16 protein-coding genes and 1 pseudogene are annotated in these 23,377 nt (G+C 71.2%); 8 read left to right on the top strand and 9 right to left on the bottom strand.

The annotated features are described in order from the left end of the window. Positions 1–25: 25 nt before the first annotated feature. A complete protein-coding gene (locus ACIA5F_RS26300) occupies positions 26–1,417 on the bottom strand; it encodes a KamA family radical SAM protein (RefSeq protein WP_399357031.1) in 1,392 nt (463 codons plus the stop codon). A gap of 423 nt (positions 1,418–1,840) precedes the next feature. Between ACIA5F_RS26300 and ACIA5F_RS26295 the strand changes: the two genes are divergently transcribed. The 6 genes from ACIA5F_RS26295 (at position 1,841) to ACIA5F_RS26270 (ending at position 11,789) form a co-directional block, all read left to right on the top strand. Then, on the top strand, positions 1,841–2,548 hold the full coding sequence (locus ACIA5F_RS26295) for a helix-turn-helix domain-containing protein (protein WP_399357029.1): 708 nt from the start codon (positions 1,841–1,843) through the stop codon (positions 2,546–2,548). A gap of 69 nt (positions 2,549–2,617) precedes the next feature. After that, a complete protein-coding gene (locus ACIA5F_RS26290) occupies positions 2,618–4,351 on the top strand; it encodes a carbamoyltransferase (RefSeq protein ID WP_399357027.1) in 1,734 nt (577 codons plus the stop codon). Beyond that, positions 4,348–6,120, top strand: a complete 1,773-nt coding sequence (locus ACIA5F_RS26285) for a condensation domain-containing protein (protein ID WP_399357025.1) — start codon at positions 4,348–4,350, stop codon at positions 6,118–6,120. The genes ACIA5F_RS26290 and ACIA5F_RS26285 overlap by 4 nt, the downstream gene beginning before the upstream one ends. A gap of 39 nt (positions 6,121–6,159) precedes the next feature. Beyond that, complete coding sequence (locus tag ACIA5F_RS26280; protein WP_399357023.1) at positions 6,160–7,740, top strand: AMP-binding protein; 1,581 nt, start codon at positions 6,160–6,162, stop codon at positions 7,738–7,740. Between the two features lie 462 nt (positions 7,741–8,202). Then, positions 8,203–9,894 carry an ABC transporter transmembrane domain-containing protein gene (locus ACIA5F_RS26275; RefSeq protein ID WP_399357021.1) on the top strand — a complete coding sequence of 564 codons (1,692 nt, stop codon included), beginning with the start codon at positions 8,203–8,205 and terminating at the stop codon, positions 9,892–9,894. Then, positions 9,891–11,789 carry an ABC transporter ATP-binding protein gene (locus tag ACIA5F_RS26270; protein WP_399357019.1) on the top strand — a complete coding sequence of 633 codons (1,899 nt, stop codon included), beginning with the start codon at positions 9,891–9,893 and terminating at the stop codon, positions 11,787–11,789. Before ACIA5F_RS26275 ends, ACIA5F_RS26270 begins: the two co-directional genes overlap by 4 nt. A gap of 229 nt (positions 11,790–12,018) precedes the next feature. Here the strand turns inward: ACIA5F_RS26270 and ACIA5F_RS26265 are convergent, their stop codons facing one another. Then, complete coding sequence (locus ACIA5F_RS26265; RefSeq protein WP_399357017.1) at positions 12,019–13,560, bottom strand: AMP-binding protein; 1,542 nt, start codon at positions 13,558–13,560, stop codon at positions 12,019–12,021. Positions 13,561–13,857: 297 nt separating this feature from the next. Here ACIA5F_RS26265 and ACIA5F_RS26260 point away from each other — a divergent pair, with 297 nt between their 5' ends. Next, positions 13,858–15,021: a magnesium and cobalt transport protein CorA gene (locus ACIA5F_RS26260; protein WP_399357015.1), complete on the top strand. Its 1,164-nt coding sequence runs from the start codon at positions 13,858–13,860 to the stop codon at positions 15,019–15,021. 1,052 nt (positions 15,022–16,073) lie between these two features. Here the strand turns inward: ACIA5F_RS26260 and ACIA5F_RS26255 are convergent. After that, on the bottom strand, positions 16,074–16,877 hold the full coding sequence (locus tag ACIA5F_RS26255) for a class I SAM-dependent methyltransferase (RefSeq protein ID WP_399357013.1): 804 nt from the start codon (positions 16,875–16,877) through the stop codon (positions 16,074–16,076). 175 nt (positions 16,878–17,052) lie between these two features. On the opposite strand from ACIA5F_RS26255, the pseudogene ACIA5F_RS26250 reads away from it, so the two are divergent. Then, positions 17,053–17,505, top strand: a pseudogene (locus ACIA5F_RS26250) (NUDIX domain-containing protein); the annotation flags it as partial. A 118-nt stretch (positions 17,506–17,623) separates the two neighbouring features. Here the strand turns inward: ACIA5F_RS26250 and tyrS are convergent. The 6 genes from tyrS to ACIA5F_RS26220 form a co-directional block, all read right to left on the bottom strand. After that, positions 17,624–19,027 carry a tyrosine--tRNA ligase gene (gene tyrS, locus ACIA5F_RS26245; protein WP_399357011.1) on the bottom strand — a complete coding sequence of 468 codons (1,404 nt, stop codon included), beginning with the start codon at positions 19,025–19,027 and terminating at the stop codon, positions 17,624–17,626. A 101-nt stretch (positions 19,028–19,128) separates the two neighbouring features. Next, on the bottom strand, positions 19,129–20,034 hold the full coding sequence (locus tag ACIA5F_RS26240; protein ID WP_399357009.1) for a glycosyltransferase family 2 protein: 906 nt from the start codon (positions 20,032–20,034) through the stop codon (positions 19,129–19,131). Further along, positions 20,031–21,119 (bottom strand): hypothetical protein, encoded by a 1,089-nt coding sequence (locus tag ACIA5F_RS26235; RefSeq protein ID WP_399357136.1) that lies wholly within the window; start codon positions 21,117–21,119, stop codon positions 20,031–20,033. The genes ACIA5F_RS26240 and ACIA5F_RS26235 overlap by 4 nt, the downstream gene beginning before the upstream one ends. 5 nt (positions 21,120–21,124) lie before the next feature. Continuing rightward, a complete protein-coding gene (locus ACIA5F_RS26230) occupies positions 21,125–21,826 on the bottom strand; it encodes a class I SAM-dependent methyltransferase (RefSeq protein WP_399357007.1) in 702 nt (233 codons plus the stop codon). Between the two features lie 16 nt (positions 21,827–21,842). Beyond that, positions 21,843–22,859 carry a hypothetical protein gene (locus tag ACIA5F_RS26225; protein WP_399357005.1) on the bottom strand — a complete coding sequence of 339 codons (1,017 nt, stop codon included), beginning with the start codon at positions 22,857–22,859 and terminating at the stop codon, positions 21,843–21,845. After that, the coding region (locus tag ACIA5F_RS26220) for a hypothetical protein (RefSeq protein WP_399357003.1) at positions 22,856–23,377 on the bottom strand (522 nt) is incomplete at its 5' end. The genes ACIA5F_RS26225 and ACIA5F_RS26220, both read right to left, overlap by 4 nt.

Here is a 23,377-nt window from a genome sequence, read left to right as displayed (position 1 = left end):
TCATGGCTGTGCGGGTTTCCCTTCTCTACCCCTGACGGGTTTCCCGCCACCAACGCTGTCCGGAGAGCGGGAGCGTGTCGATGGGGTCGTAGTAGTGGTACGAGCCGCCGCGGGCATCCGGGTCCGCGGCTTCCAGCGGGGTGAGGTAGCTCTTGCTCCAGTGCGAGACGCCGAGCTGGCGGTCGTAGGAGTCGGTCTGGTCCACCCAGCGCTTGCCGGCCATCGGGACGTCGCACACGATGCGCGGAGTGGAGAAGCCGGGCAGGTAACCCATGATCTGGCGCTGGATCAGCTGGGCCCGGTGCAGCGGGACCCGCCAGTGCTCCGCGTTCGGGATCATGTCGCACATGTAGAAGTAGTACGGGGTGATCCCCGCGTGGTCGGTGAGCGCGAAGCACAGGTCGAGCAGGTCGTGCGCGCTGTCGTTGACCCCGCGCATCAGTACGCCCTGGTTGCGCACGTCGTGCAGACCGGCGCCCAGCAGCGCCCACGCGGCCCGCGCCACGCCGGGCGTGACCTGCTGGGCGGCGTTGGCGTGGGTGTGCAGGGCGACCCGCACGCCCCGTGAGCGGGCCGTGCGGGCGATGCGGGCGACGCCCTCCAGCACGGGAGGGGAGTTCCAGTGCTGGGGGATGCCGATCAGGCCCTTGCTGGCGAGCCGGATGTCGCGGATCGAGTCGATGGCCAGCAGGCCGTCGATGAAGCGTTCCAGCCGTGGCCAGGGCATGTTGGCCAGGTCACCGCCGGAGACGACCACGTCCCGGATACCGGGCGAGGAGCGGAGGTGGGCGAGGATACGGTCGGCCCGGTCGGTCGGCTTGAGCGTGAGTTTGTTCTTGGTGACCTGGGGGGTCGAGTTCCCGACCAGGTCCATGCGCGTGCAGTGCCCGCAGTACTGGGGGCAGGTCGACAGCAGTTCCGCGAGCACCTTGGTGGGGTAGCGGTGGGTGAGTCCCTCCACCACCCACATGTCCTGCTCGTGCAGGGAGTCGCGGCTGGCCATCGGGTGTGAGGGCCAGTGCGGGTGCCGGTCGGAGAACACCGGCAGCATGTAGCGGCGCACCGGGTCGTCGTAGAAAGCTTTGGTCAGTTCACCCGAACGGGCCGTCGGCGCCTCGGGGGCCATCGTGTTGACCATCTGGGGCGGCAGCAGCACCGACATCGTGGCGCGTCGCAGCCGGTCCCGCTCCAGGTCCTCGTAGAAACCCTCGTCGAGCAGGTCGCCCACGACGGCGCGCAGTCCTTTCGCGTCCTTCACACAGTGCGCGCGCTGCCACTGGGGGTCCGCCCACTCGGCTTCGGTGACATCGCGCCACCCGGGAAAGCGCCGCCAGTCCGGTTCGACGAGCGGACGGCTGCGGTACTCGTAGACGCCCTCTAGCGCTGCTGATTCCGTCTGGCTGCGTGCTTCTTCCACCAACCCGCCACCCCATCCCGCTCGGTTCGGCCGTATCGCCTGACAGGACTCGATCTTGCAGAGCGGCGGCGTTGTACACGAGGGGAAGTTGTGCGGGGCGCGGGGCGCGGGACGGACGGAATCCGTACAACCTGTTGTCGTACAGCAGGAACCGGAAACCACCGGCAGACGTTGGAAGTGGGATACAGGAGCCCGTCAGGAATCAGACAACTCACACCCTGGCAGTGGCTGGATATCCCAGACATCGACTTGATCGACATGTCAAATAGGATGTACCAATGGGGGAGATCCCATAAGGAGATTTTACCTTCCTCCTGTTGAGTTTTCAACTGATTATCCCACCGGGCCGTATATGCCGATCGTGTTGTACGTCTCGGAGGAACGCGCGTTCCGTCCTACACAATCGATCACCAGGGGAGAAGAATGCCCAGGCCAGAACGGTTACTGGACCCCACAGCCGGACCACTGGAGAACTTCGCCCACGAACTGCGTTGTCTGCGGAAACGAGCCGGAAATCCCTCTTACCGGATCATGGCGAAGCGTGCCCACTACTCGGTGGCCACTCTCTCCGAAGCCGCCCGTGGCCTGCACAGACCCTCCCTGAAAGTGACCCTTGCCTACATAGCCGCGTGCGGCGGCGACCCGGAGCTGTGGACGCGCCGCTGGTACGGCCTCGGGCACGAACTGGAGGACAGAGGCTCCACCTTCGCGCGCGGCCAGCCGGGGCACACCGGCCCGGTCCCCGCGCGGCCGGGCCCTGGGCACCGCGGCGCCCCGCCGCGGGACCAGGCCCGCCGCCCGGCCCCGGAACAGCGGGACCAGGGCCGAAGCCCCGCACGGGACACGCGAGGCGAGGGCGCGCGCGGCCTCCTCCGGGACGCCTCCGCAGCCCGCCCGGCCCGGCCCGCGCCGGCCCTGCCGACCGCCCCGGACCGGGCCCCCGGCCGGGCCGGCGCGGACGCGCTGGCCGCCGACGAACGGGCCGAACTGGACCGGCTGCGCAACGAGGTCGAGGAACTCCGGCACACCAACGAGGTCCTCAAGGCGGCCTCCGCGATATTCGCCGCGGATCTCCGCACAACTTCACAGGTCGTGTACAACTCGGCAGGCAGACAAGATCGGTTGGCGTGACCGGACGCCGAGCGCCCTATGAGCCCGAGGCGGAGCCGGAAGAGCCCGACCGACCCTTGGGGACTGACCATGCGTGTGCTCGGAGTCAACGGCTGGCCCGGGGCCAGTCATGACGGTGCTGCCTGCCTCGTCGTGGACGGCGAAGTCGTCGCCCTGGCCGAGGAGGAACGCTTCACCCGTAACAAGCACGCCTACGGGGAAGCGCCGCTGAACGCCGCCGCGTACTGCCTCGCGGAGGGAGGTCTCACCCTGGACGACATCGACGTCGTCGCCCACGGGTGGGACCTTCCCACGCTCTTCGCGGACCGCGCCCTGGACTGGTTCGCCGGCGACGCGGACGCCCTGGAGCACCTGTTGCCCAGAAAACTGTTCCCGCGCACCCGCGACCCCCGGCTGACCTTCGTCAACCACCACATCGCCCACGCCGCCAGCGCCTACCACCTGTCCGGGCGCGACCGCGGCGCGATCCTGGTCCTGGACGGCCAGGGCGAGAACGAGAGCACCACCCTGGCGGTCGGCATCGACGGCGCGATCAAGACCCTGCGCGCGTACCCCCCCGGCTGGTCGCTGGGCTACTTCTACGCCGCCGTCTGCGAGTACGCCGGTCTCGGCTCCGACAACGCCGGAAAGATGATGGGCCTGGCCTCCTACGGCACCCCCGGCGACCTCACGTTCGGCGGCGCGTTCGGCTTCACCGACGAGGACTTCACCATCGGCGTCGTCCCGCCCGGCCTGCGCTCCACGGGCACCACGGACGAGGAGAGCGCCACCATCCGGCACTGGCTGGAGCACCTGGAGAAGGCCCTTCCCGACGCCCCGAACCGTTCCACGCGCCGCTTCGACCCCCGCACCCGCCGCTTCACGAAGGTCACCGACCGGGACCCCTTCGAGTACCGCGACATCGCGGCCACCGCGCAGGCCGCCCTGGAACAGGCCGTCATGGGCCTGGTCCGCGGCCTGCTCCGGGAGACCGGCGAGACGACGCTGCTGATCGCGGGCGGTGTCGGCTTCAACGCCACCCTGAACGGCAAGATCATGCGCATGCCCGAGGTCCGGGACCTCTTCATACAGCCCCTCGCGGGCGACCAGGGCGTCTCGCTCGGTGCCGCGGTCTGGGTCGCGGCGCGGGAGGGCGACCGTATCCAGCCCATGAACGGGTCCGTCGCCTGGGGCCCGCAGTGGACCCCCGACGAGATTCGCCGCGCCCTGGACGCCTCCGGAACCGCCTACACCGAACCCGCGGACATCGCCGCCGCCACCGCCGGGGTGCTCGCCGGGGGCGGGGTCTCGGGCTGGTTCCAGGGCCGCGCCGAGAGCGGGCCCCGCGCCCTGGGCCACCGCAGCCTGGTCGCCGTGCCCGACCCCGAGTCCACCCGCGACCGGGTCAACGTCCGCATCAAGGACCGGGAGGCGTGGCGCCCGTTCGCCCCGAGCATGCAGGAGGAGGCTGCCGAGGCCCTCATAGGCACTTCCACCCCGTTGCCGTACATGATCGTCACGACTCCGGTCACCGCGGCCGGCGCCGCGGCCATGCCCGCCGTCGTCCACAGCGACCGCACCACCCGCCCGCAGACCGTGTCGGCCGCCGTCGACCCGCTCTACCACCGCCTCATCGGCGAGGTCGGCCGGCACACGGGCACCGCCGTCATCATGAACACCTCCTTCAACGGCCGTGACGAGCCGGTGGTGTGCAGCCCCCAGGACGCCCTCGCCACCTTCCACCGGCTGCCCCTGGACGCCCTCGCCCTGGGCCCCTTCCTGATACGCCGTGCCACCGCCGGGACCGGGGAGGCCGGCTCGTGACCGCCCCGACCCGGCCGGAGACCGCCGGGGCGGTCCCGGCGCCCGACCCCGCGCGCCCGGGCACCCCACCCGCCGCGGACACCCCAGGCGCCCCACCCGCCCCGGCCGCCGGGGCAGTGCGCGCCCGGCTCGCGGACTGGCTCGCGGAAGCGGTGCTGGCCACGGACCCGGACCTCGACGCGCCGCTGCGCGACCTCGGTGTGGACTCCCTCGACCTGATCCGCGCCGCCCGCCGCATCGAGGCCGGGTTCGGCGTACGGCTGCAACTGCGGGAGCTGTTCGACCCGGAGCTGACGACGGCGCGCCTCGCCGAGCTCGTCGCCGGGCGGGCCGCCCGCCGCGGCGGCGGCGAGGCCGCCCCGCCCGGCGCCGCACACGGCCCGGTCGCCCTGACACCGTCCCAGGAACAGGCGTGGGAGGAGCAGCCCGCGGACCTCGGCCACTGGAACCAGGCCATGCTGTTCACCACCCGGCCCGGCATCGACCCCGAGCTGTTCGCCGAGGCCGTCCGGCGCCTCGTCGCCGGGCACGCGTCGCTGCGGCTGGCCGTCGAGGAGCGGCCCGCCCGGCGGCCCCGGCAGCACGCCGCGGCCCTGGCGGCCGACGGTCCGCCCGGAACGGCCCTCGGCGACCTGCTCGACACCGTCGACATCCGCGAACTCACCGACGCCGAACGCACCGCCGCGGTCACTCTGCGGTGCGAGGTCGAGCAGCGCTCCCTGGACCCGCGGGCCGGCCGGGTCGCCCGGTTCGTCCACTTCGACGCGGGGCCCGGCCGCCCGGGCCGGCTGCTGGTCGCCGTGCACCAGCTCGCGATCGACATGGTGTCGTGGTCCGTGCTCCTCGCGGACCTGGAGGAGGTGTACACGGCTCTCGAAGCGGGCCGCCACGACGTGTGGCCGGCGGAGGGCACCTCGTACCCGGAGTGGGCCCAGGCCCTCGCCGCCCACGCCCGCACCCCCGAGGCGGAGGCCGAGGCCGAGTGGTGGACCGAGGTCGCCCGCACCCCCGCCGCCCTCCCCCCGGACCACCCGGTGGGCGACCCCCGGGCCGCGAACACCGCGGCCACCGCCGCCACCCACCGCGAGGAGTTCCCCGCCGGCCTCACCACCCGCCTCCACACGGCCGCCCGCGCCCACCGCGCCCACCCCGGTGACCTCGTCCTGCACGCCCTCGGCGAGACGCTGGCCGAACGGCTCCACGAGGAAGCCGTCCGCGTCGACGTCCTGCGCCACGGCCGCGAGGAGACCGTCGGCGACACCCGGCTGGCCCGCACCACCGGCTGGTTCACCACCACCGTCCCGGTCCGCCTCGACCTGGCACCGGGCACGCCCGCCGAACGCCTCGCCCGGACCGTGGGCCACCTCGCGGCCCTGCCGGGCGGCGGCGTGGGCCACGGCGCACTCGCCCGGCACGGCCGGCCGCGGGTCGCCGCCGCGCTCCGGGCCGCCCCGCCCAGCGACGTCTCCTTCGACTTCGAGGGCGACGAAGCGGACTCCCTGCCGCTGGGCACCCTCCTGCCGGACATGGCACCGGAACCGGTCGGCGACATCACGGCCCCGCACTGGGTCCGCCCGCACCTGGTCGAGGTGATCGCCACCACCGACGACGCGACCCTGCGCGTCGAGTGGTGGTACTCCAGCGCCCTGCACGAAGAGGCCACGGTGCGCGCGCTCGCCGCCCGCCACCGGGCCGCCCTCACCGCGCTCCTCGACGCCCTCCCGGGCGCGGCGGCCGAGCACGCCGCGCCCGGCGCGCTCTCCCGCTGAAACGCCTCCACGGACGGAACAGGAGAAAAAGACGCCGCCATGACCCTGCCCAGCGTGCTCGACCCCTTCTTCGCCATCGCCCGTTCAGATCCCGGCCGGCCCGCGGTCGTCGACAACGGGGTGACCGTCGGATACGGCCAACTGGCCCGCTGGGCGGGGGCGGTCGCCGATCTCCTCGCCGTCCGGGCCCCGGAGGGCCCGCAGCCGCCGGTGGGTGTCGTCGTCCACCACAGCGTCCGCGACATCGCGGCGATCCTCGGCGTCCTCACCGCCGGCCGCGCCTACGTCCCCGTGGCCGTCGAGCCCGTCGGCCACGCCGACGCGGCGCTGCGGGCCCTCGGCTGCCGGGAGCTGGTCGCCACCGCCGGGACCGGCCCGCTGCCCGCCGTCGACCGTGTCGTGCGCCCCAACTGGGGCCGCTCCGGAGCCCCCGTGAGGGAGAGCGGAGAGCCCGTGCGCGCCGAGGACCCGGCGTACGTCCTGTTCACCTCGGGGTCCACGGGCGCCCCCAAGGCGGCCGCGGTCCCGCACGGGGCGCTGCACGCGGTTCTGCCGCACCTGCGCGAGCGGTACGGCGTCGGACCGGACACCGTCGCCCTCAACTTCCACCGGGCGGACGGCGACACCAGCCTGGAGGAGATCCTGCCGACCCTCCTGGCCGGCGGGCTCGTCGTCCTGGAGGAGGACAGTGAGGCGGACCTCGACCGTGTGCTGACCGACCACGAGATCACCCTCGTCAACCTGCCCGTGGACTACTGGCACGTCTACACCGGCCACCTCCTGGAGACCGGCCGGAGGCTGCCCCGCGGCATCGAGACCGTCGTGATCGGCGGCGAGGCCGTCCGCCCCGACATGCTGGAGCGCTGGCACCGGCTCGACGCAGGCCGCGCCGTCCTGCTGAACACCTACGGGTCCACCGAGACCGCGCTGGTCACCCACAGCGCGGTCCTCGCCGGCCCGGGCGCCCCGGCGGGGTTCCCCGGCGGGGTACCGATCGGGTACCCGCTGCCCTCGGTGCGGCAGGCGGTGGTGCCACGGCCCGACGTGCCGGACGGGCCGGGCGAACTGTGGGTGGCCGGACCGCAGCTGGCCACCGGATACCTCGACGACCCGGTCCGCACCGCCGCCCGGTTCGTCGAGGCGGAGTTCGACGGGGGCTCCGGCCGCTGGTACCGCACCGGGGACCTGGTCTCCGAGGCCGCCGACGGCTCACTCGTCTTCCACGGCCGCATCGACCACCAGGTCAAGATCCGCGGCCACCGTGTGGACCTGCTGGACGTCGAGGAGGCGCTGGGGCGCCTGCCGGGCGTCGGCGCCGTCGCCGCCGCCGGGCACGACAAGGGCGAACACACCACCCTGGTGGCCTTCGTGGTCCTCGCCTCCGACGCACGGGAGACCGCACGGCCGCCGTTGCCGGGCTGGTCCGCCCCGGAAGGCGGCAGCGGCGGCCCGAAGGGCGCGGGAGCCCCCGGCCCGGACACCGGGACCGCACTGCGCGCGCGACTGCGGGCCACCGTCCCCGAGCCCCTCGTGCCCGACCGGATCATCGTGGTCCCCGCACTGGCACACACCCGCACCGGCAAGGTCGACCGCACCCGGACCCGGGACCAGTACCTTTGACGCCGCGACCCCGGCTCCCCCTTCGGGGGACAGCGCCGGGCCGTCCTCCGCCGGTAGCGGGCCGGACACCGCGCGGCGCTCCTGCCGTGCCGCGGGCGGGGCGGGCCGTGGGCGTCGCGGTACACGCGTACCGGGGGGCGGGAGACGGGGGCGGGGGACGGGCCACGCACGCGTTCCGGCCCCACCGGCACCGCGCCCACTCCCCCGGCAGGGCGGTACGGGCCGTGGACGACGCACACAGCCGGCAGGCGGACCGGGCGCGCCCGGTCCCCTGAGGCGTGCCCGGTCCCCTGATCGGCTGTCGCGTCCGCCGTCACGGTCCGGAAGCTGACCGCCCCCACTGACCATCGACAGAAAGCACAGGTCACACCAGATGCGCAGAGATCTCCGCCGCTCTGCGGCTCCGCCCCGAGGACCCGTTCCTCCCCGGGCCGAAGCCCAGGGCACCCTGGAAGAGATCCGGTGACGAACGCACTCTTCGACGCCTCGGTCCGTCCCGACGACGTCCCCGAGGCCGATGCCCGCGGCCCCTGGGCCTACCTGTGGTGGCTGGTGCGCATCCGCCCCTGGCCGCTGGTCCTCGCCGCCGTGCTCGGCACCGTCTGGATGGCCCCGCTCGCGCTGATCCCGCTGATCATCGGCCGGGCCATCGACGAGGCCGGGCACGGCTCGGGGCAGGCCGGCCTCTACCTGTGGTCGTTGCTCGCCCTCGGTCTCGGCCTCGTGCAGGCCGCCGCGGGCGCCGGGCTGATCCAGGCCGCCGTCGGCGCCGAGGCGCACGCCCTCTCGTACACCCACCGGGTACTGGTGCGGCAGGTCGTGCGGCTCGGCGCCACCCTGCGCGGCAGGACCCGCTCCGGGGAGGTGGCCGCCTCGGCGGCGGCCGACGTGGAGAGCATCGGCAACGCCTTCGAGGTCGTCGGCCGCACCATCGGCGCGGTCGTCGCCGCCGTCCTGGTGGCCGTGGCCCTCACCGTCACCTCGCCCGTGCTCGGACTCGCCGTGCTCATCGGAGTCCCCGCCGCCGTCCTCGGCATCGGTCCCCTGCTGCGGCCCCTGCAGGAACGCGACGAGGCCCAGCGCGAGCAGATGGGCATCGCCACCTCGCAGGCGGGCGACATCGTCGCCGGGCTGCGCATCCTGCGCGGCATCGGCGGCGAGGCCGGCTTCGCCGAGCGGTTCCGCCGCACCAGCCAGCAGGTCCGGCGGGCCGGCGAGTCGGCCGGCCGGATGGAGGCATGGCTCCAGGCCGCCGGTGTCCTCCTGCCGGGACTGGTCACGGTGGGCATCGTCTGGCTCGGCGCCCGCCTCGCCCTGAACGGCACCATCACCGCCGGTGAACTCATCGCGTTCTACGGCGCGTCCGCCTTCCTCACCCTGCCGGTGAGCACGGCCACCGAGGCCGCCGAGACACTCAGCCTCGCCAAGGTCGCGGCCGGCCGGGTCTGCGCCCTGCTGCGCCTGGTCCCCGAAACCGTCCGCCCCGCCGACCCCGAACCGCTGCCGGTGGGCGCCCTCGGGCTCACCGACGCCGGCACCGGCATCACCGCCGAGGCCGGCCGGCTCACCGTGGTCACCGCGCCCGCCGACCGCACCGGCCGCCTCGCCGACCGGCTCACCCGCCCCGGCGCCGGCGAGGGCCCGGCCCCCGTCCGGCTCGGCGCCGTCCCCCTGGACCGGGCCGACCCCGACGAGCTGCGCTCCCGGGTCCTGCGCTCCGGCCCCTCCGACACCCTCTTCAGCGGCACCGTCCGGGAGGAGCTCACCGCCGGGACGGCCCGGTCCGGGCAGGACCTGGACCGGGCCCTGTTCGCCGCCGACGCCGCCGATGTCGTCGACGCCCTGCCCGGAGGGCTGGACGCCCGCCTGGACGAGGACGGCCGGACCCTGTCCGGCGGCCAGCGCCAGCGTCTGCTCCTCGCCCGCGCCCTGCTCGCGGCCCCCGACGTACTGGTCCTGGAGGACCCCACCTCCTCCGTCGACGCGCACACCGAGGCCCGCATCGTCGACCGGGTGGCGGCGCTGCGTGCCGGGCGGACCACCGTGGTGTTCAGCGACAGTCCACTGTGGCGGGGCGTCGCCGACCGCGAGCTCCGTCTCGGCGCGGACACCGCCCCCGGCAGCCCCGACCGCTCCGCAGGAGTGCCCTCATGACCACCGCCCCCGCCCCCGCCCACTCCCCCGAGGCCGGCCCGGACGCCGTCCCGGCTCCCGCGTCCGGCGGCCCGCCCGGCGCGACCCGACGGCTGCCGCTCGCCGGCCGGGCCGAGGTCCGCCGCTGGGTCGGCGGCTTCGTCCGCGGCGAGGCCCGCCGGCTGGCCCTCACCTTCGGGCTGTTCGCGGCCGCCCTGGTGGCGAGCCTCGTCGGCCCGCAGCTCCTGGGCCACCTGGTCGAGTCGGTCAAGAACGGCACCACCGCCGGCCGGATCGACGTCCTCGCGCTCGTCTTCGTCGCCGTCCTCGTCGGCCACGCCCTGCTCGCCCGCGCCGCCCGCACCCAGGCGACCCTGCTCGGCGAGCGGGTCCTCGCCCGTACCCGCGAGGACTTCGTCCGCCGCGTCCTGGGGCTGCCCCTGTCCGAGGTGGAGAGCGTCGGTACCGGCGACCTCCTCAGCCGCGCCACCACCGACGCCGACCGCCTCAACGAGAGCATCCGCCAGGCCCTGCCGCGGATCGCGCTGGCCGCCGTGACCCTGCTGTTCACGGTCGTGGCGATCCTGCTCACCTCGCCGCTGCTCGCCCTTGGCCTGCTGGCCGGCGTACCGTTCGCGGTGCTGTCCACCTGGTGGTACCGGCCGCGCGCCACCCGCGCGTACGCACGTCTCCTCGCCGAGGAGGCCGACGTGCTGGCCGCCACGCACGAGACCACCCGTGGCGCCGCCACCGTCGAGGCGCTCGGGCTCGGCCCCCGCCAGGTACGGCGCCACGGCGAGACCGTCGACCGGGTCGTGCGCACCCGGCAGCGCACCACCTGGCTGCAGACCATCTGGTTCCCCAGCCTGGACCTCGCCACCATGGTGCCGATGGCCCTCACCCTGCTGATCGGCGGACTCGCCTACCAGCGGGGCGAGGTGGGGCTCGCGGCGCTGACCGCCGTGGTGCTCTACGTCCAGGCCCTCGGCGAACCCCTCAACGACCTGCTGACCTGGACCGACGAACTCCAGATCGGCAACGCCGCGCTGCGCCGGGTCCTCGGTGTCGATCTGCTGCCCCACGAGGAGTCCCGCCCGCCCGTGCCCACCGACGGCCACGCCATCCGCCTGGAGGGCGTCGGTTTCGACTACGGGACGGGGGCGGGGGCGGGCCGCGAGGTCCTCTCCGGCATCGATCTGGAGATCGCCCCCGGTGAGCGGCTGGTCGTGGTCGGGGCCTCCGGCGCGGGCAAGTCCACCCTCGGCAAGCTCCTCGCGGGCGTGCACCTGCCCACCCGGGGAAGCGTGCGCATCGGCGGCGCCGACCTGACCACCCTGCCGGTCGGCCAGCTGCGGCGCGAGATCGTCCTGGTCACTCAGGAACAGCACGTGTTCGCCGGCACGGTACGGGACAACCTGACGCTCGTCCGCGACGGCGAGGACCCCCCGGGTAAAGAGGGCCCCCCGGATGGAGCGGTCTCCGGCCCGTCCGACACGCCGCTGTGGGACGCGCTGGAGACCGTACTCCTCGGGGACTGGGCCCGGTCCCTGCCCGACGGCCTGGACAGCGAGATCGGGCCCGGCGCCGCGCCGGTGTCCGCGTCCCACGCCCAGCAGCTGGCCCTCGCCCGGCTGCTGTTGTCGGACCCGTACGCGCTGGTCCTCGACGAGGCCACCGCGCTGCTGGACTCGACCGCGTCGCGGCGCGTGGAGCGGTCGCTCGCCGCGCTGATCGAGGGCCGCACGGTCATCTCGATCGTGCACCGCCTGGACTCCGTACGCGACGCCGACCGCATCGCGGTCATGGACCGGGGCAGGATCGTCGAACTCGGCAGCCACGACGCCCTGCTGGCCTCCGGCGGGGCCTACGCGGCCCTGTGGCACTCCTGGGACTCGGCCCGCCGCCACAACGGCTGACGGAACGGCCGTACGCCACGGTCCCGAGGGGCTCCGTCCCCTCGGGACCGTCGTCGGCGGCGGGCACGTGCTCCCCGTGCGGCGGGGGCCGACCCGGCACACGGGTGCGAGGGCCCGGAACGCCTCTCCCCCGACGGCCCGCGCCCCGGAGAACCGCCGGTGACACCCGCCGACCGCCGGACACCGCTGCCGCTCACCCCCCGTCCGGCCTCGCGTACGGGACCGGCGATCAGTTGATCTCCCGGTCCAGGCCGGACCAGTAGGGCCTGCGGAGCTTGAACTTCTGGATCTTGCCCGTGGCCGTGCGCGGGATGGCCTCACGGAACTCGACGGTCGTCGGCGCCTTGTAGCCGGCCATCCGCTGCTTGCAGTGGGCGATGATGTCGGCCTCCCCCGCCGTCGCCCCTTCTGCGAGAACCACGAGGGCTTTGACCGTCTCGCCCCACTTCTCGTGCGGCACCCCGATGACGGCGACCTCGGCGACCGCCGGATGACTGAAGATCGTGTCCTCCACCTCGATCGACGACACGTTCTCGCCGCCCGTGATGATCACGTCCTTCTTCCGGTCGGAGATCGTCAGGTGGCCGTCGGCCTCGTCGACCGTGCCGCCGTCGCCGGTGTGGAACCAGCCGCCCTCCAGCGCTTCCCCGGTCTCCTCCGGCTTGTCCCAGTAGCCGTCGAGCACGACGTTCGACCGGGCCAGGACCTCGCCGGAGCCGGAGACCTTCAGCTTGACGCCCAGCGCCGGCAGCCCCGCGCGGGACAGCTTGCGGGCCCGCTCCCCGGCGGGCAGCCCTGCGTCGGCCGGCCCGGCCCGGTTGAAGGTGAGCAGCGGCGACGTCTCGGTCAGACCGTAGATCTGCGTGAACTCCCAGCCCAGCTCCTCGCCCATCCGCTGGATCATCCGGCTCGGCGGCGGGGCCCCCGCGCAGACGACCCGTACGCGGTCACGGCCCGGAATCGCGCCCTCCCAGGCCGCCGCCGCGTCGAGCACCGCGTTCCAGACGGCGGGCGCGCCGCACATGAGCGTGACGCCGTGCTCCTCGACCCGGCGCAGGATCTCCGTGCCGTCGACCTTGCGCAGCACCACCTGCCTGACGCCGAGGCCGGCCATCACGTACGGCATTCCCCAGCCGTTGCAGTGGAACATCGGCAGCGTGTGCATGTAGACGTCGCGCTCCCACACACGGGCGTGCAGCCCGAAGGTGAGGCCGTTGACCCAGATGTTGCGGTGGGTCAGCCGCACGCCCTTGGGCCGGGCGGTGGTGCCCGACGTGTAGTTGATCGTCGCGGTGGCGTCCTCGTCCGGGTGCGACCACGGGCGCGGCTCGACGCCGAACCGCATCAACCCGCTTTCGGTCTGCTCGCCGAGGACGAACCGGTGGCGCACCTTGATGCCGGAGAGCGCGCCGTCCAGCTCCGGGTCTACGAGCAGCACCGAGGACCCGCTCTGTCGCACCACGTAGTCGATCTCCTCCGGCTTGAGGCGGAAGTTGACCGGCACACAGATCCGGCCGCTCATCGGCACCGCGAACAGCAGCTCAAGCATCCGCGCCGAGTTGTGGCTGACGACCGCCACCCGCTCGCCCTCGCCGACGCCGAGCGCGTCGAACCCCGCCTGCCAGGCCCGGACCCGCTCACCGAGCCGCCCGTACGTCAGCTCCGGGACCGGCGAACCGGGCTGATCCGGCTCGTCGACCACACCGAGGCTGGACGAGAACCCCAGCTCCGCCCGGTCGAGGAAGTCCGCCACGGTCATCGGAATCCGCATAGCTCTCTCCTGTATCGGCACGACTGTGTCCATAGGACTGCTTCACATGATGGACGGGAGTCCGGCAGGTGCCTCGTGATCCGCCGGCGCCACCGCATTGTCGGCAGTCAGGATGCCGACCGCAATCGGGAACGGGGAACCGCCTGCCTGCCTGCCCCGGGGCGGGCCCGGGTCCGGGCCGGGCGGCGGGGCGCGGGGCAGGCGGCGGGGCGCGGGGCGGGCAGGGGTCCGACGCACCTTTCCCCATATATCCTGCTCCTGCCCGTAAACACACGTTCGACCGGAAGCTGACCCGCGATGACGGAGCGCCCAGACCGCCGCCCCTCGCCGCCCGCGAAGCGCACGGGATGGCGCCGCCCCGCCGCCCCGGCCGCCGCGTCCACGGCGGGACCGTCGACGCCCCCGCCGCCCGCGCCGAAGGACACCACGGCGGAGAACCACCGCAGCGTGATCGATTCCGCCGTCTACCGCGACGGCCACCGGGTGGCCTCCCCCACCACCCTCGCGGACACCTTCCGGCAGCTGCGCGACCAGCCCGACGGCATGGCCTGGATCGGCCTGCACCGCCCCACCGCGTCCGAACTCCACTCCCTGGCCGCCGAGTTCAACCTCCACGAACTCGCCGTCGAGGACGCCATGGAGGCCCACCAGCGCCCCAAGCTGGAGCGCTACGGCGACACCCTCTTCGTCGTCCTGCGCGCCGCCCGCTACCTGGACGCCCCGGAGGAGGTCGACTTCGGCGAGCTCCACGTCTTCGTCGGCCCGGACTTCCTGATCACGGTCCGCCACGGCGCCGCCCCCGACCTCTCCAGCGTCCGCCGCCGGATGGAACAGACCCCGGAGCTGCTCGCCCTGGGACCGGAGGCCGCCCTGTACGCCATCCTCGACGCGGTGGTCGACGGCTACGCCCCGGTCGTCGCGGGGGTCCAGACCGACATCGACGAGATCGAGACCGAGGTCTTCCGCGGCGACCCGGAGGTCTCCCGCCGCATCTACGAGCTCTCCCGCGAGACGGTCGAGTTCCAGCGCGCCACCCGCCCCCTGGTCGGCATGCTCCACGGCCTGATGGCCGGCTTCGCCAAGTACGGCACGGACGAGGAGCTCCAGCGCTACCTCCGCGACGTGGCCGACCACGTCACCCACACCAGCGAACGCGTCGACGGCTTCCGCCAGGCCCTCACCGAAATCCTGACGGTCAACGCCACCCTGGTCTCCCAACAGCAGAACTCCGAAATGCGCGCCCTGGCCGAGGCGGGCTTCGAACAGAACGAGGAGATCAAGAAGATCTCCTCCTGGGCGGCCATCCTCTTCGCCCCGACCCTGGTCGGCACCATCTACGGCATGAACTTCGAGATGATGCCGGAACTCCGCTGGGCCTTCGGCTACCCCTTCGCGGTGGCCCTGATGGGGGTGGTGTGCGTCAGCCTGTACGTCATCTTCAAGAAGCGCGACTGGCTGTAGGAAGCAGCTCCACCCCATTGATCGGATTCACATTCACGAATGACCTAACAGGCCACTTTCGAGGGCCTGGGGGGGGGAATCCACTCCGCTGGGGAGCAAGCCACTTCACCCCCACCTTCCGTTCCACACGTCTGATGCAGCCCGACCCCAAGCACTCCGCCCCTGTGGAACATCACCGAGAGCGGGCCCCACCGCGCCGGGTGGCTGATCCGGCGACGATGCCATCGGCATGGGTGGCGATACAGCGGGGCGGCCTTGATGTAGCGCGAAAGCAAGTCATGAGTGACCTTATGCCCGTAGCGAACTTTCTGGAATTCGGCGCCCCGAATATGGCGAGCCGAATCCGTCTCACGATCTCCCTTAACTCCGAGCATATTTTAGTAGCGCCGCACTATCCGCCTTGCGCATGCAGCGAGGCATGCCAGTTATTGTTCAGAATTTTAGCGAAGAGATGGGAGTGAACGATTCTGATGGGAGTTCCAGCCAGTCGGCTACGGCTACGGCTTTGCTAGATCTAATCCATTCGAGCATCTTAAAGCCCGGGATCGAGCTGATTGGTACGGCATCGTTCGGTGAAGTGACCGCCATCCTCCTACCCGACGGACGGCTGGAAGTCGGCGCCCGCGCGTACTCCGGACCGGATTCTGCCGCTGCGGCCGGAGCGGCAGGGTCAACGGCTGGCTCTTCTGGTGCGCCGAAGTGAACAATGGGCGAGTTTCGCTAGCGCAGACCCGGGACGCTCACCCGTCGGCCTGATCGGTCGGGCTGCAAATCGTCCGGGTTCATTGCAAGATCTTCGTAGCCGGCGATCGGGACTGCACGCGTCCTCGTGGCCGTCCGTCAGTCTCCTTGCAGGCTGAACGTGTATACGAGGTCGAGTTCGGGACCTGTTGCCGCAGTTGCCCCGGCGGTTCAGATCTCCGCTCTCCGCGCGAACCTGCGGCGTCTCGGCCCCCTGTCCGGCTGGGCAGGCTTCGACGTGGGACCACAGTCACCATATGCGGCATATCCCTGACGAGGCGTTGCACGGTGGCCGCTGCTGCTGCGGCGCCTCAAGCTGTACCGACCACGAGAACGTGCGCCGAGGCGTCGGCGTGTACGCCGTGCTCGTCTGCCAAGCGGGCCGTCGCGATGGCGTCCGCAAGCAGCGCTCCAGCCGCCTCCTGGTCCGCGAAGCGGCCAGCCGCGACGACGTACGCCCACCCTGGGCCCTCGACTCCGTGCACGCTCACACCAGTGAGTCCAGCCTCGATGGCCTCCTGGGCGAGCTCAGCTGCGGTGTGGAAGTGAATCACCGTGAACCCCCTGCTGCCGTCGTAGGAACCTGTGCTGATGACCTGCGTGATCTCACCGGCCAGCAGCTCTGGGGTCAGACCCGCGCTGACGGTGTAGTCCTGCATCAGGGAGTAGCGGGAGATCCCTGCGGCTACCACCAAACCGCCCGGCACCGCGACCCGGCGGGCCTCCCGGAGGGCCCTGAGCCGATCCGTACGGTCCGCCAGGTGGTAGAGCGGGCCCAAGAGCAAGACCGCCTCGAAACAGTGGGGCGGGAGGGCTAGATCGCGGGCGTCGCCGAGCTTGGCCGAACACCCAGGCGCGTACGCGCGGGCCTGCTCCACGTGCTTGGGGACGGGGTCTACGAGCAGCACCTCGTAGCCGTCCTTGGTGAGCCAGCGGGCGTGCGTCCCCGGGCCTCCACCCACGTCCAGCACACGGGTCGGCGCCGGAGGCAGGTGACCTCGGACCAGCTCACGGGTCCTCTCGAACTCCAGACGGCCCACTGCGGTTGCGTGCAGCCGGGACGCCTCGTCGTACTCGGCGTAAAAGTCGGTGATCCGTGCATCGACGTTCTTCATGCCCTGCGAGAGTAGGGCCCAGCAAGGCGGATATCCGACCGCGGCATGGCCGGCGCAGGGGTAGAAGATCCAGTTGGCTCTACGGAATGCCCGGGGTGCAACCGGCATCCGTGCTAGCCGTCAGTTGACCCAAGGCAACAGCCTCTCCCATCGGCAATCGAAGGGGTGACCAGCGGTGTCGATCATCAAGCGGAGCTCCAGAGCCATCCTGTTGTACGGCGACGAGCTCGTCCTGATCAAGCGAACCAAGCCGGGGCGGGAGCCGTACTGGGTGACGGTCGGAGGCGGCGTCGAGGACGAGGATGCGAGCATCGAGGACGCCCTGCACCGGGAGGTGTTCGAGGAGCTCGGCGGCGAGCTGAGCAGGGCCGAGCTGGTTCATCTGATCACCGACTCGCTGGAGGGGGGCGTAGGTGTCCAGCACATCTTCGCGGCGCGTCTGGAGCGGATGGACACCGAGGTGCGCACGGGCACCGAGTTCGACAAGCCCGAGCGGGGCGGCTACGAGGTCGTGCGGATTCCGTTCACCGCGGCGGCAATCCGAAGGCTCAAGCTGATGCCGCCCGAGCTGGCAGAGTTCGCCGCTGGCAACGTCGAGGCCATCACGGCCGTGCTCGACGCCCAGATTGCTTCCACCCGCCGGCACTCAGACAGCGCTTCACCCCACCGAATGAATCGGTGGGGCGAAGCAAGGCCTTCAATCACCGACAGCGTCCCTCCTCGGTGACGCGTCGCCTGGCCTGATGTCAGGCATTGATGCGGGCGATCTTGCGGCCCGCCTTGAGGTAAAGCTCAGCGCCATCGGCCGCGCCGGCCTCGGTCAGGACCGCGGCCAGTGTCTGCTGGACAACGGCCTCGGCGAGCGGGGTGGCGTGCTGTTCGCCGCCGGACTCGGTGATCAGGCGGAGTCCGTTCTGCTGGGCAATGCGACGGACGGCCGAGAGACTGGGGGCGAAGTCCAGCGTCTGGCTGAGCAGGACGCCCAGGGAAGTCTCGGCATGTTCCTTGAGGGAGACGACCGGGAGGTTCTGCGTGTCGCCGAAGGAGCGCTTGGAGAAGCGGGCCGTGAACTCGGCGCGGGCAGCCTGGGCTGCGTCCAGGCCGTGGAGGGCAGCCACCACTTCGCCGGCGAGAATGCGCTTGACCGCCATGGGGTGTGCGGTGCCCTCCGCCAGGCGCTTGGTGATCACCTGGATCTCTTCGTCCGTCCACTCGGTCAGCAGCTTCAGGTACGGCTCGGTGACATGGTCGGGGATGGACATCAGGCGGCCGTAGACGTCGTCCGGGGTGGCAGTGAGGCCGACGTAGTTACCCTTGCTCTTGCTCATCTTGGCGCCCGTGCCATCAGTGCCCTCGATGAGCGGGGTCGTGATGACGACCTCGGGAGTCTGCTCCGAGATTTCCATGACCTTGCGGCACATCTGGAGGTTGAGGAGCTGGTCCACCCCACCCAGTTCGACGTCGGCGGTGATGGCCACGGAGTCCATGGCCATGACGACCGAGTAGACGAACTCGGCGATCGACAGGCCCTGCCCCTCGGCGAGCCGGGTGCGGAAGTCCTCACGCTGGAGGGACATGGACACCGGCACGCGGGCCAGGATCTCCACGAGCTGAGGCAGGCTGACCTTGTTGAGCCACTCACCATTGAAGCGCAGATCGGCTCGCTCGAAGTCGATGAACGGCGTCACCTGCTGCTGGTAGGTACTGAGGTTCCGAGCGATGTCGTCGTCGGTGAGGGCGGGCCTTTCGGACGAGCGCCCGGAGGGGTCGCCGATCTTCGCCGTGACGTCACCGATGATGAAGACGACATGGTGACCCATGCGCTGGAGCCGGCTCGCGATGATGATGGGCACCGCATGGCCGAGGTGCACATCGGGGGACGTCGGGTCGATGCCGTACTTGATGACGAACTGACGGCCCGCCGCCTGGGCGGCGGTGATCTTCTCGGCGAGTGCCGCGGCTGAGGGGATCATGTTGATCGCGCGCCCTTCGACCAGGGCGGCCTGCTCCCGAGGGGAGAGGTCGGAGAGGTCGAGAGAGCGCCGGGCAGTTGTCTCGTCCAGGAGCTGAGCGACCGTATAGTCCACGCCCAGGTCCGATCCCTCGAGGATCTGCATGACGCGGGTGACGGACTCGCTCAGACGGCTCATGGTGCCTATACGCTCCTGGGTCTGACAACTGGCTAGGCCAGTGTGGTTGGAAGGGGCGATTTTATCATCGCTGCTCATCCGCCGTATTCGAATAGTCACTCTCAGCGGCGCCGTTCCTGATCATTCGAAACAGGTGCCTGCGGTCGTCCGGTTACGGTGCTCGACAGAGCCCTGACCCAGGGGGTGAGAGACCCTCTGGAGCAGGCTGTATCGATCAGCATGGTGGTGAGGGGACGCACGCAGGTGCGGCGGTGCCCGAGCTGTACCTGTGCTTCCACGAGGTGCCCGGCGGCGAGGGCATGGAAGTGCCGGGACATGCGGTGGAGGTCGCGGCGCGTTGTCCAACTCGGCGGTGCGACGGCCATGGTCCGGAGCCGGCGGGCGAGGGCTGTGGAGACCTCGGCCCGGTACAGCTGTGACACTCCGCGGTTGTGCCGGTCGGTCATGCTGAGCGGGTGGAGTCGGTAGTGCACCAGCGGGACATGCAGGGTGTGACCGTGGCCGGCTTCCCGCAGGGCGTGGAAGAAGATCTCGTTCGTCACGGGGAGGAGGGTGAGGGCCGCCTCCCGGTGTACGAGCAGGGTGCTGGTGTTGCCGCCAGGGTGTGGTTCCGCGAGAACCTGGTGACCGTCGGCATCGACGACGTGCTCCCAGTGCTCGATGAAGAGTTGGTCGGCGGTGACGGCCTCGGCGCAGATATGCAGTTTGGTCGGGTGGAACCAGTCGTCGGCGTCCAGCGGGGCCACCCAGTCACCGCTGCTGAGGCGAAAGGCGTCGGTCAGGGTCTGGCCGAAGCCCCGGCTGTCTCGCCGGATGACTCGGATGCGGCCCTCGTAGCGGGCGCATACTTCCTCGGTCTCGTCCGTGGAGCCGTCGTCTATGACGACGATCTCGTGCAGGGCGTATCTCCCGGGCTCCTGTTCCAAGCAGCTGGTGATGGCGCGGTCGAGGTAGCGGCCGTAGTTGTGGCAGAGGATGACGCACGATATCCGGGGCAGGCTGTTCACCGGCCGCTCCCGTATATCTGGGCGTGGGCGGTGAGGATGGCCTTGTGCTCCTCGGTGCGGTAGTCGAGGAATGTTCGATCGAGGTGGCGCGGGGCGGCGGCCAGGCGGGCCGTGGCGTTCTCGACGGCTGTGAGGAAGCGTTCGCCGAAGAGGTTGGGGTGGCCGGTCGTCCAGTCGAACCACTCGGGTTCGCCGACGAGTCCCTGGTGCTGGCGGTGTTGTTCAGGCAGGTGGCCGGTGCGGGAGCAGACCGGCATCAGATTCAGGTCAAAGGCGAGTTCCAACTGGCCTGAGTGGCTGCCCCACAGGTAGGGGAGCAGGAGGACATCGGACGTGAGGCCGGCGTCGATCACGTCGTCGTCGGTGGGGTACGGGTGCATGGACAAGCGGATGCGGGGGTCGTGGCGTGCGGTGTCTAGCAGCAGGGGTACGCGACTGTCCGGGGTGAAGTCGGCTGGGCTGAAGGCGCGGAGGAGGAGCCGCAGGGTGCTCGCGGGGTCGGTGACTCCCAGGCTCCAGTTGATGACCGGGGAGAGCTGATCGCGGCTGGGGCGGGATGCTCCGTACATGAGGAAGCGGGCGCCGGTGCCCTGTTCCCGTTCTCTGCGGAGCAGGGTGTCTGGCGGTGCGACGTATCCGTGAGGGATGACGGTCGCGGGAGGGCGAGTTCCCAGGAGGCCGGCCAGCTCGGTGAGGGAGTTCTCGGTCAGGCAGACCCACTGGACGTTGGCCGAGAGGAGGAGCCGGAGGCGTTCTGTGAATTCCGCCGTGTTGCCGTACATGGGGCGGGTGTCGTGTGCGGTGAAGACCACGCGGACCCCGGAGGTGGCGCAGGCGTCGAGGAGGCGCTCCAGCGTGGAGAGGTCTTCCATGTCGATGTGGTGTAGGTGCAGCGCATCGAGCCAGTTGAGCGGGGTGTGGGCGAGGAGCCAGGAGGCGTTCACTGCGGCGGGGACGGTGACGCCGGGGCGGATCGTGGTCTCGTTGAGGATGCGGATGTCCTGGCCGTGCAGCTTGCGTGCGTACGGGGTGCGGGCCGGTAGGTGGACCACGCGCAACGCGTGTGGCGGCGAGGGTGGTGCCATCTCGGTCACTCGTCCTCCTTTCCGGGGCCGACGAGCACCAGCTGGGTAGACAGACCGTTGGAATCGTCGTCGCTGCGGGTGAGCCCGGCGTAATGGATCTCGAAGCCGGAGGAACGCAGCAGGGCCTGAAATTCGTCGCTCGCCCATTCGCGGACGTGGCTGGGGTTTCGGGGAGGTCCAGGGGCGTCGTAGCCGCTGCGGAACTCCCGGGCGGGGGTGGAGAAGACTGCGGCGGCGCATCCTTCCGCGAGCAGCCTGCGGATCAGGGTGAGGACCGGCCTGGGGTTGAGAAGGTGCTCCACGACGTCGGAGCAGACCACGATGGATCGGCGGATGGTGGCGGAGTCGATCGGGAGGACGAGGGCGGCTTCCAGGTCCGCCTCGATCCACTGGCCGAAGGGATGGTTGGCACGGCTCCAGTGGAGGTTGTCGCCGAAGTCGACGCCGATGAAGGTGTAGTCGGGGCGGGCAGTGGCCAGGGTGGCCAGCTTGCCGGCACGGCCGCAGCCGATGTCGATCAGGACGTCACGGCCGAGTTCCTGCGCCTGGGCAGCGGCGTAGGGGTAGACGTCGGGCTGCCAGACGGTGGCGTCTTCCGTCTCGTCGGCGAAGTAGTCCACGGTGTCGCGGCTGCTGTAGCCGTTCCTGATGAAGTACGAGGCGGCGTCGCCTATCGGGCGACTGGACAGGGCGGGGGCGGGGTGCATCGGGAGGCTCCTTCGGTTACTTCGGCCAGAGGGAGAAGACGGTGATCACGCGCTCGACGAGCTCCTCGCGCAGCGCCTGCCACTCGGGAGCGCCGCTGCGGCGTGCGGTCGCCGCGCGGTCGTAGGCCAGGCCGTCGACCTCGGGGAGGCATGCGTACATCTGGAGCAGGGCCGAGCCGTCGTCCTCGGGGGCGGTATCCGTGTCGGCGGAGAGCAGGGCGCGGATGTCCTCGGCGTACATCGAGGCGTCGATGCCCGAGCCGGGGATGCTCTTGCTCATCTTCGGCAGGCCGCCCAGGCCCGGGATCATCTTCGTGTAGATGCCGGACAGGCGGTGTGCGGGGAGCCCCCAGCGTTCGGCGCCGCGGCGGGCGAGGGCCACGTACTTGTGCTCGTCGACGCCGAGGGAGACCAGTACGTGCCGCCCTTCCGAGAGGAGATGCACGAAGTCGGCGGCCATGAGGAGGGTGGCCTGCTTCATGCCGTACGAGAGGTGGTCGAAGACGCCGTGGCTGCGGTAGAGGCCGGAGAGGTCCTCCTCCGCCCATTGGAAGTCCGCGTCGTCGAGGTGCCGGGAGAGCAGGAAGGCTGTGGCCAGCACGTCGGTGTGGCCTTCCTGACGGCGCAGAACTCCACGCTGATCGTCGAACCCGAGGCGGCGTACGAACTCCTCGTACTGGTCCGCGATCCGGCGCACCACGTCCAGCGGGGTGCGGCGTGCGTTGTAGGAATCAAGGTCCCCGAGGACGATCTGCACGTCGAGCCCCTGCTGCTGGAGCTTGATCGCGCGCAGCAGCTGGAACACGGTGCCGGCGTGGGGAGGGCCGCCGAGACCGACACCGGTGGTCACGATCGCGGGCTCGCCGGACGTCACCGCCTCGGCGAACTCGCGGGCACCGGTGTGGCACACCCACTTGGTGCGCAGGTCGTCGGGGCTCATGCCGGCGAGGGCGAAGTCGATGGCCCCGAGCCCGAGGCGCTCGTAGCGGTGCTGGTCGATGACGTTCTCGTAGTAGGCGGTGTCGAACTTCATGAGGTCACTTCCTGAGGCGAAGGGGAGGCTGCGCGGAGCGCGAAGGCGCGGCGGACTAGCGGCTCGAAGCCGTCGGTCAGGAGGTTGCCGAGCACGGCGTTGCGTGGTGCCGAGACGCTGCCGAGGTCAGCTGTGACCGTGCCGTCCGCGAGGACCCAGACGCGGAACGGGTAGGCATCGTGCGGGGCGCGTGTCGGCTGGGCGAAGACCGGGATGTCGGGGACGAGCGCACGGGCATCGTCCACGGCCTGGAGGAAGTCCTCGCGTCCGAAACCGTAGATCTCCGCCTTTTGGGGGTTGGCGCGACCGATGGGCCGGTACTGGGAAATCAGCCAGTACTCGACCGGGGTGGTGATGGCCAGAGTGCTGACGAGCCGGGCCAGGTCCTGGAGAGTCTGGATGGAGTGCGCCGTGGTGAAGGTATTACTGACTTCAGCTCGTTGGGGTGATTCCGTCCGAACTTCCTGATGGGTGTGGGTGGGTGGGTGTATCCGTGGTATGTGAAATATGCGGATGGG

The sequence above is a fragment of the Streptomyces sp. NPDC051567 genome, assembly GCF_044454165.1.
Lineage (GTDB): Bacteria > Actinomycetota > Actinomycetes > Streptomycetales > Streptomycetaceae > Streptomyces.
Note: the sequence above shows the minus strand (reverse complement) of the source record. Positions and strands in the feature narration are given on the sequence as shown.

Coding starts and splice junctions, on each gene's coding strand:
- ACIA5F_RS26295 (WP_399357029.1), top strand. CDS start 1,841: ATGCCCAGGCCAGAACGGTTACTGGACCCCACAGCCGGACCACTGGAG.
- ACIA5F_RS26290 (WP_399357027.1), top strand. CDS start 2,618: ATGCGTGTGCTCGGAGTCAACGGCTGGCCCGGGGCCAGTCATGACGGT.
- ACIA5F_RS26280 (WP_399357023.1), top strand. CDS start 6,160: ATGACCCTGCCCAGCGTGCTCGACCCCTTCTTCGCCATCGCCCGTTCA.
- ACIA5F_RS26270 (WP_399357019.1), top strand. CDS start 9,891: ATGACCACCGCCCCCGCCCCCGCCCACTCCCCCGAGGCCGGCCCGGAC.
- ACIA5F_RS26265 (WP_399357017.1), bottom strand. CDS start 13,560: ATGCGGATTCCGATGACCGTGGCGGACTTCCTCGACCGGGCGGAGCTG.
- ACIA5F_RS26260 (WP_399357015.1), top strand. CDS start 13,858: ATGACGGAGCGCCCAGACCGCCGCCCCTCGCCGCCCGCGAAGCGCACG.
- ACIA5F_RS26255 (WP_399357013.1), bottom strand. CDS start 16,877: ATGAAGAACGTCGATGCACGGATCACCGACTTTTACGCCGAGTACGAC.
- tyrS (WP_399357011.1), bottom strand. CDS start 19,027: ATGAGCCGTCTGAGCGAGTCCGTCACCCGCGTCATGCAGATCCTCGAG.
- ACIA5F_RS26235 (WP_399357136.1), bottom strand. CDS start 21,119: ATGGCACCACCCTCGCCGCCACACGCGTTGCGCGTGGTCCACCTACCG.
- ACIA5F_RS26230 (WP_399357007.1), bottom strand. CDS start 21,826: ATGCACCCCGCCCCCGCCCTGTCCAGTCGCCCGATAGGCGACGCCGCC.
- ACIA5F_RS26225 (WP_399357005.1), bottom strand. CDS start 22,859: ATGAAGTTCGACACCGCCTACTACGAGAACGTCATCGACCAGCACCGC.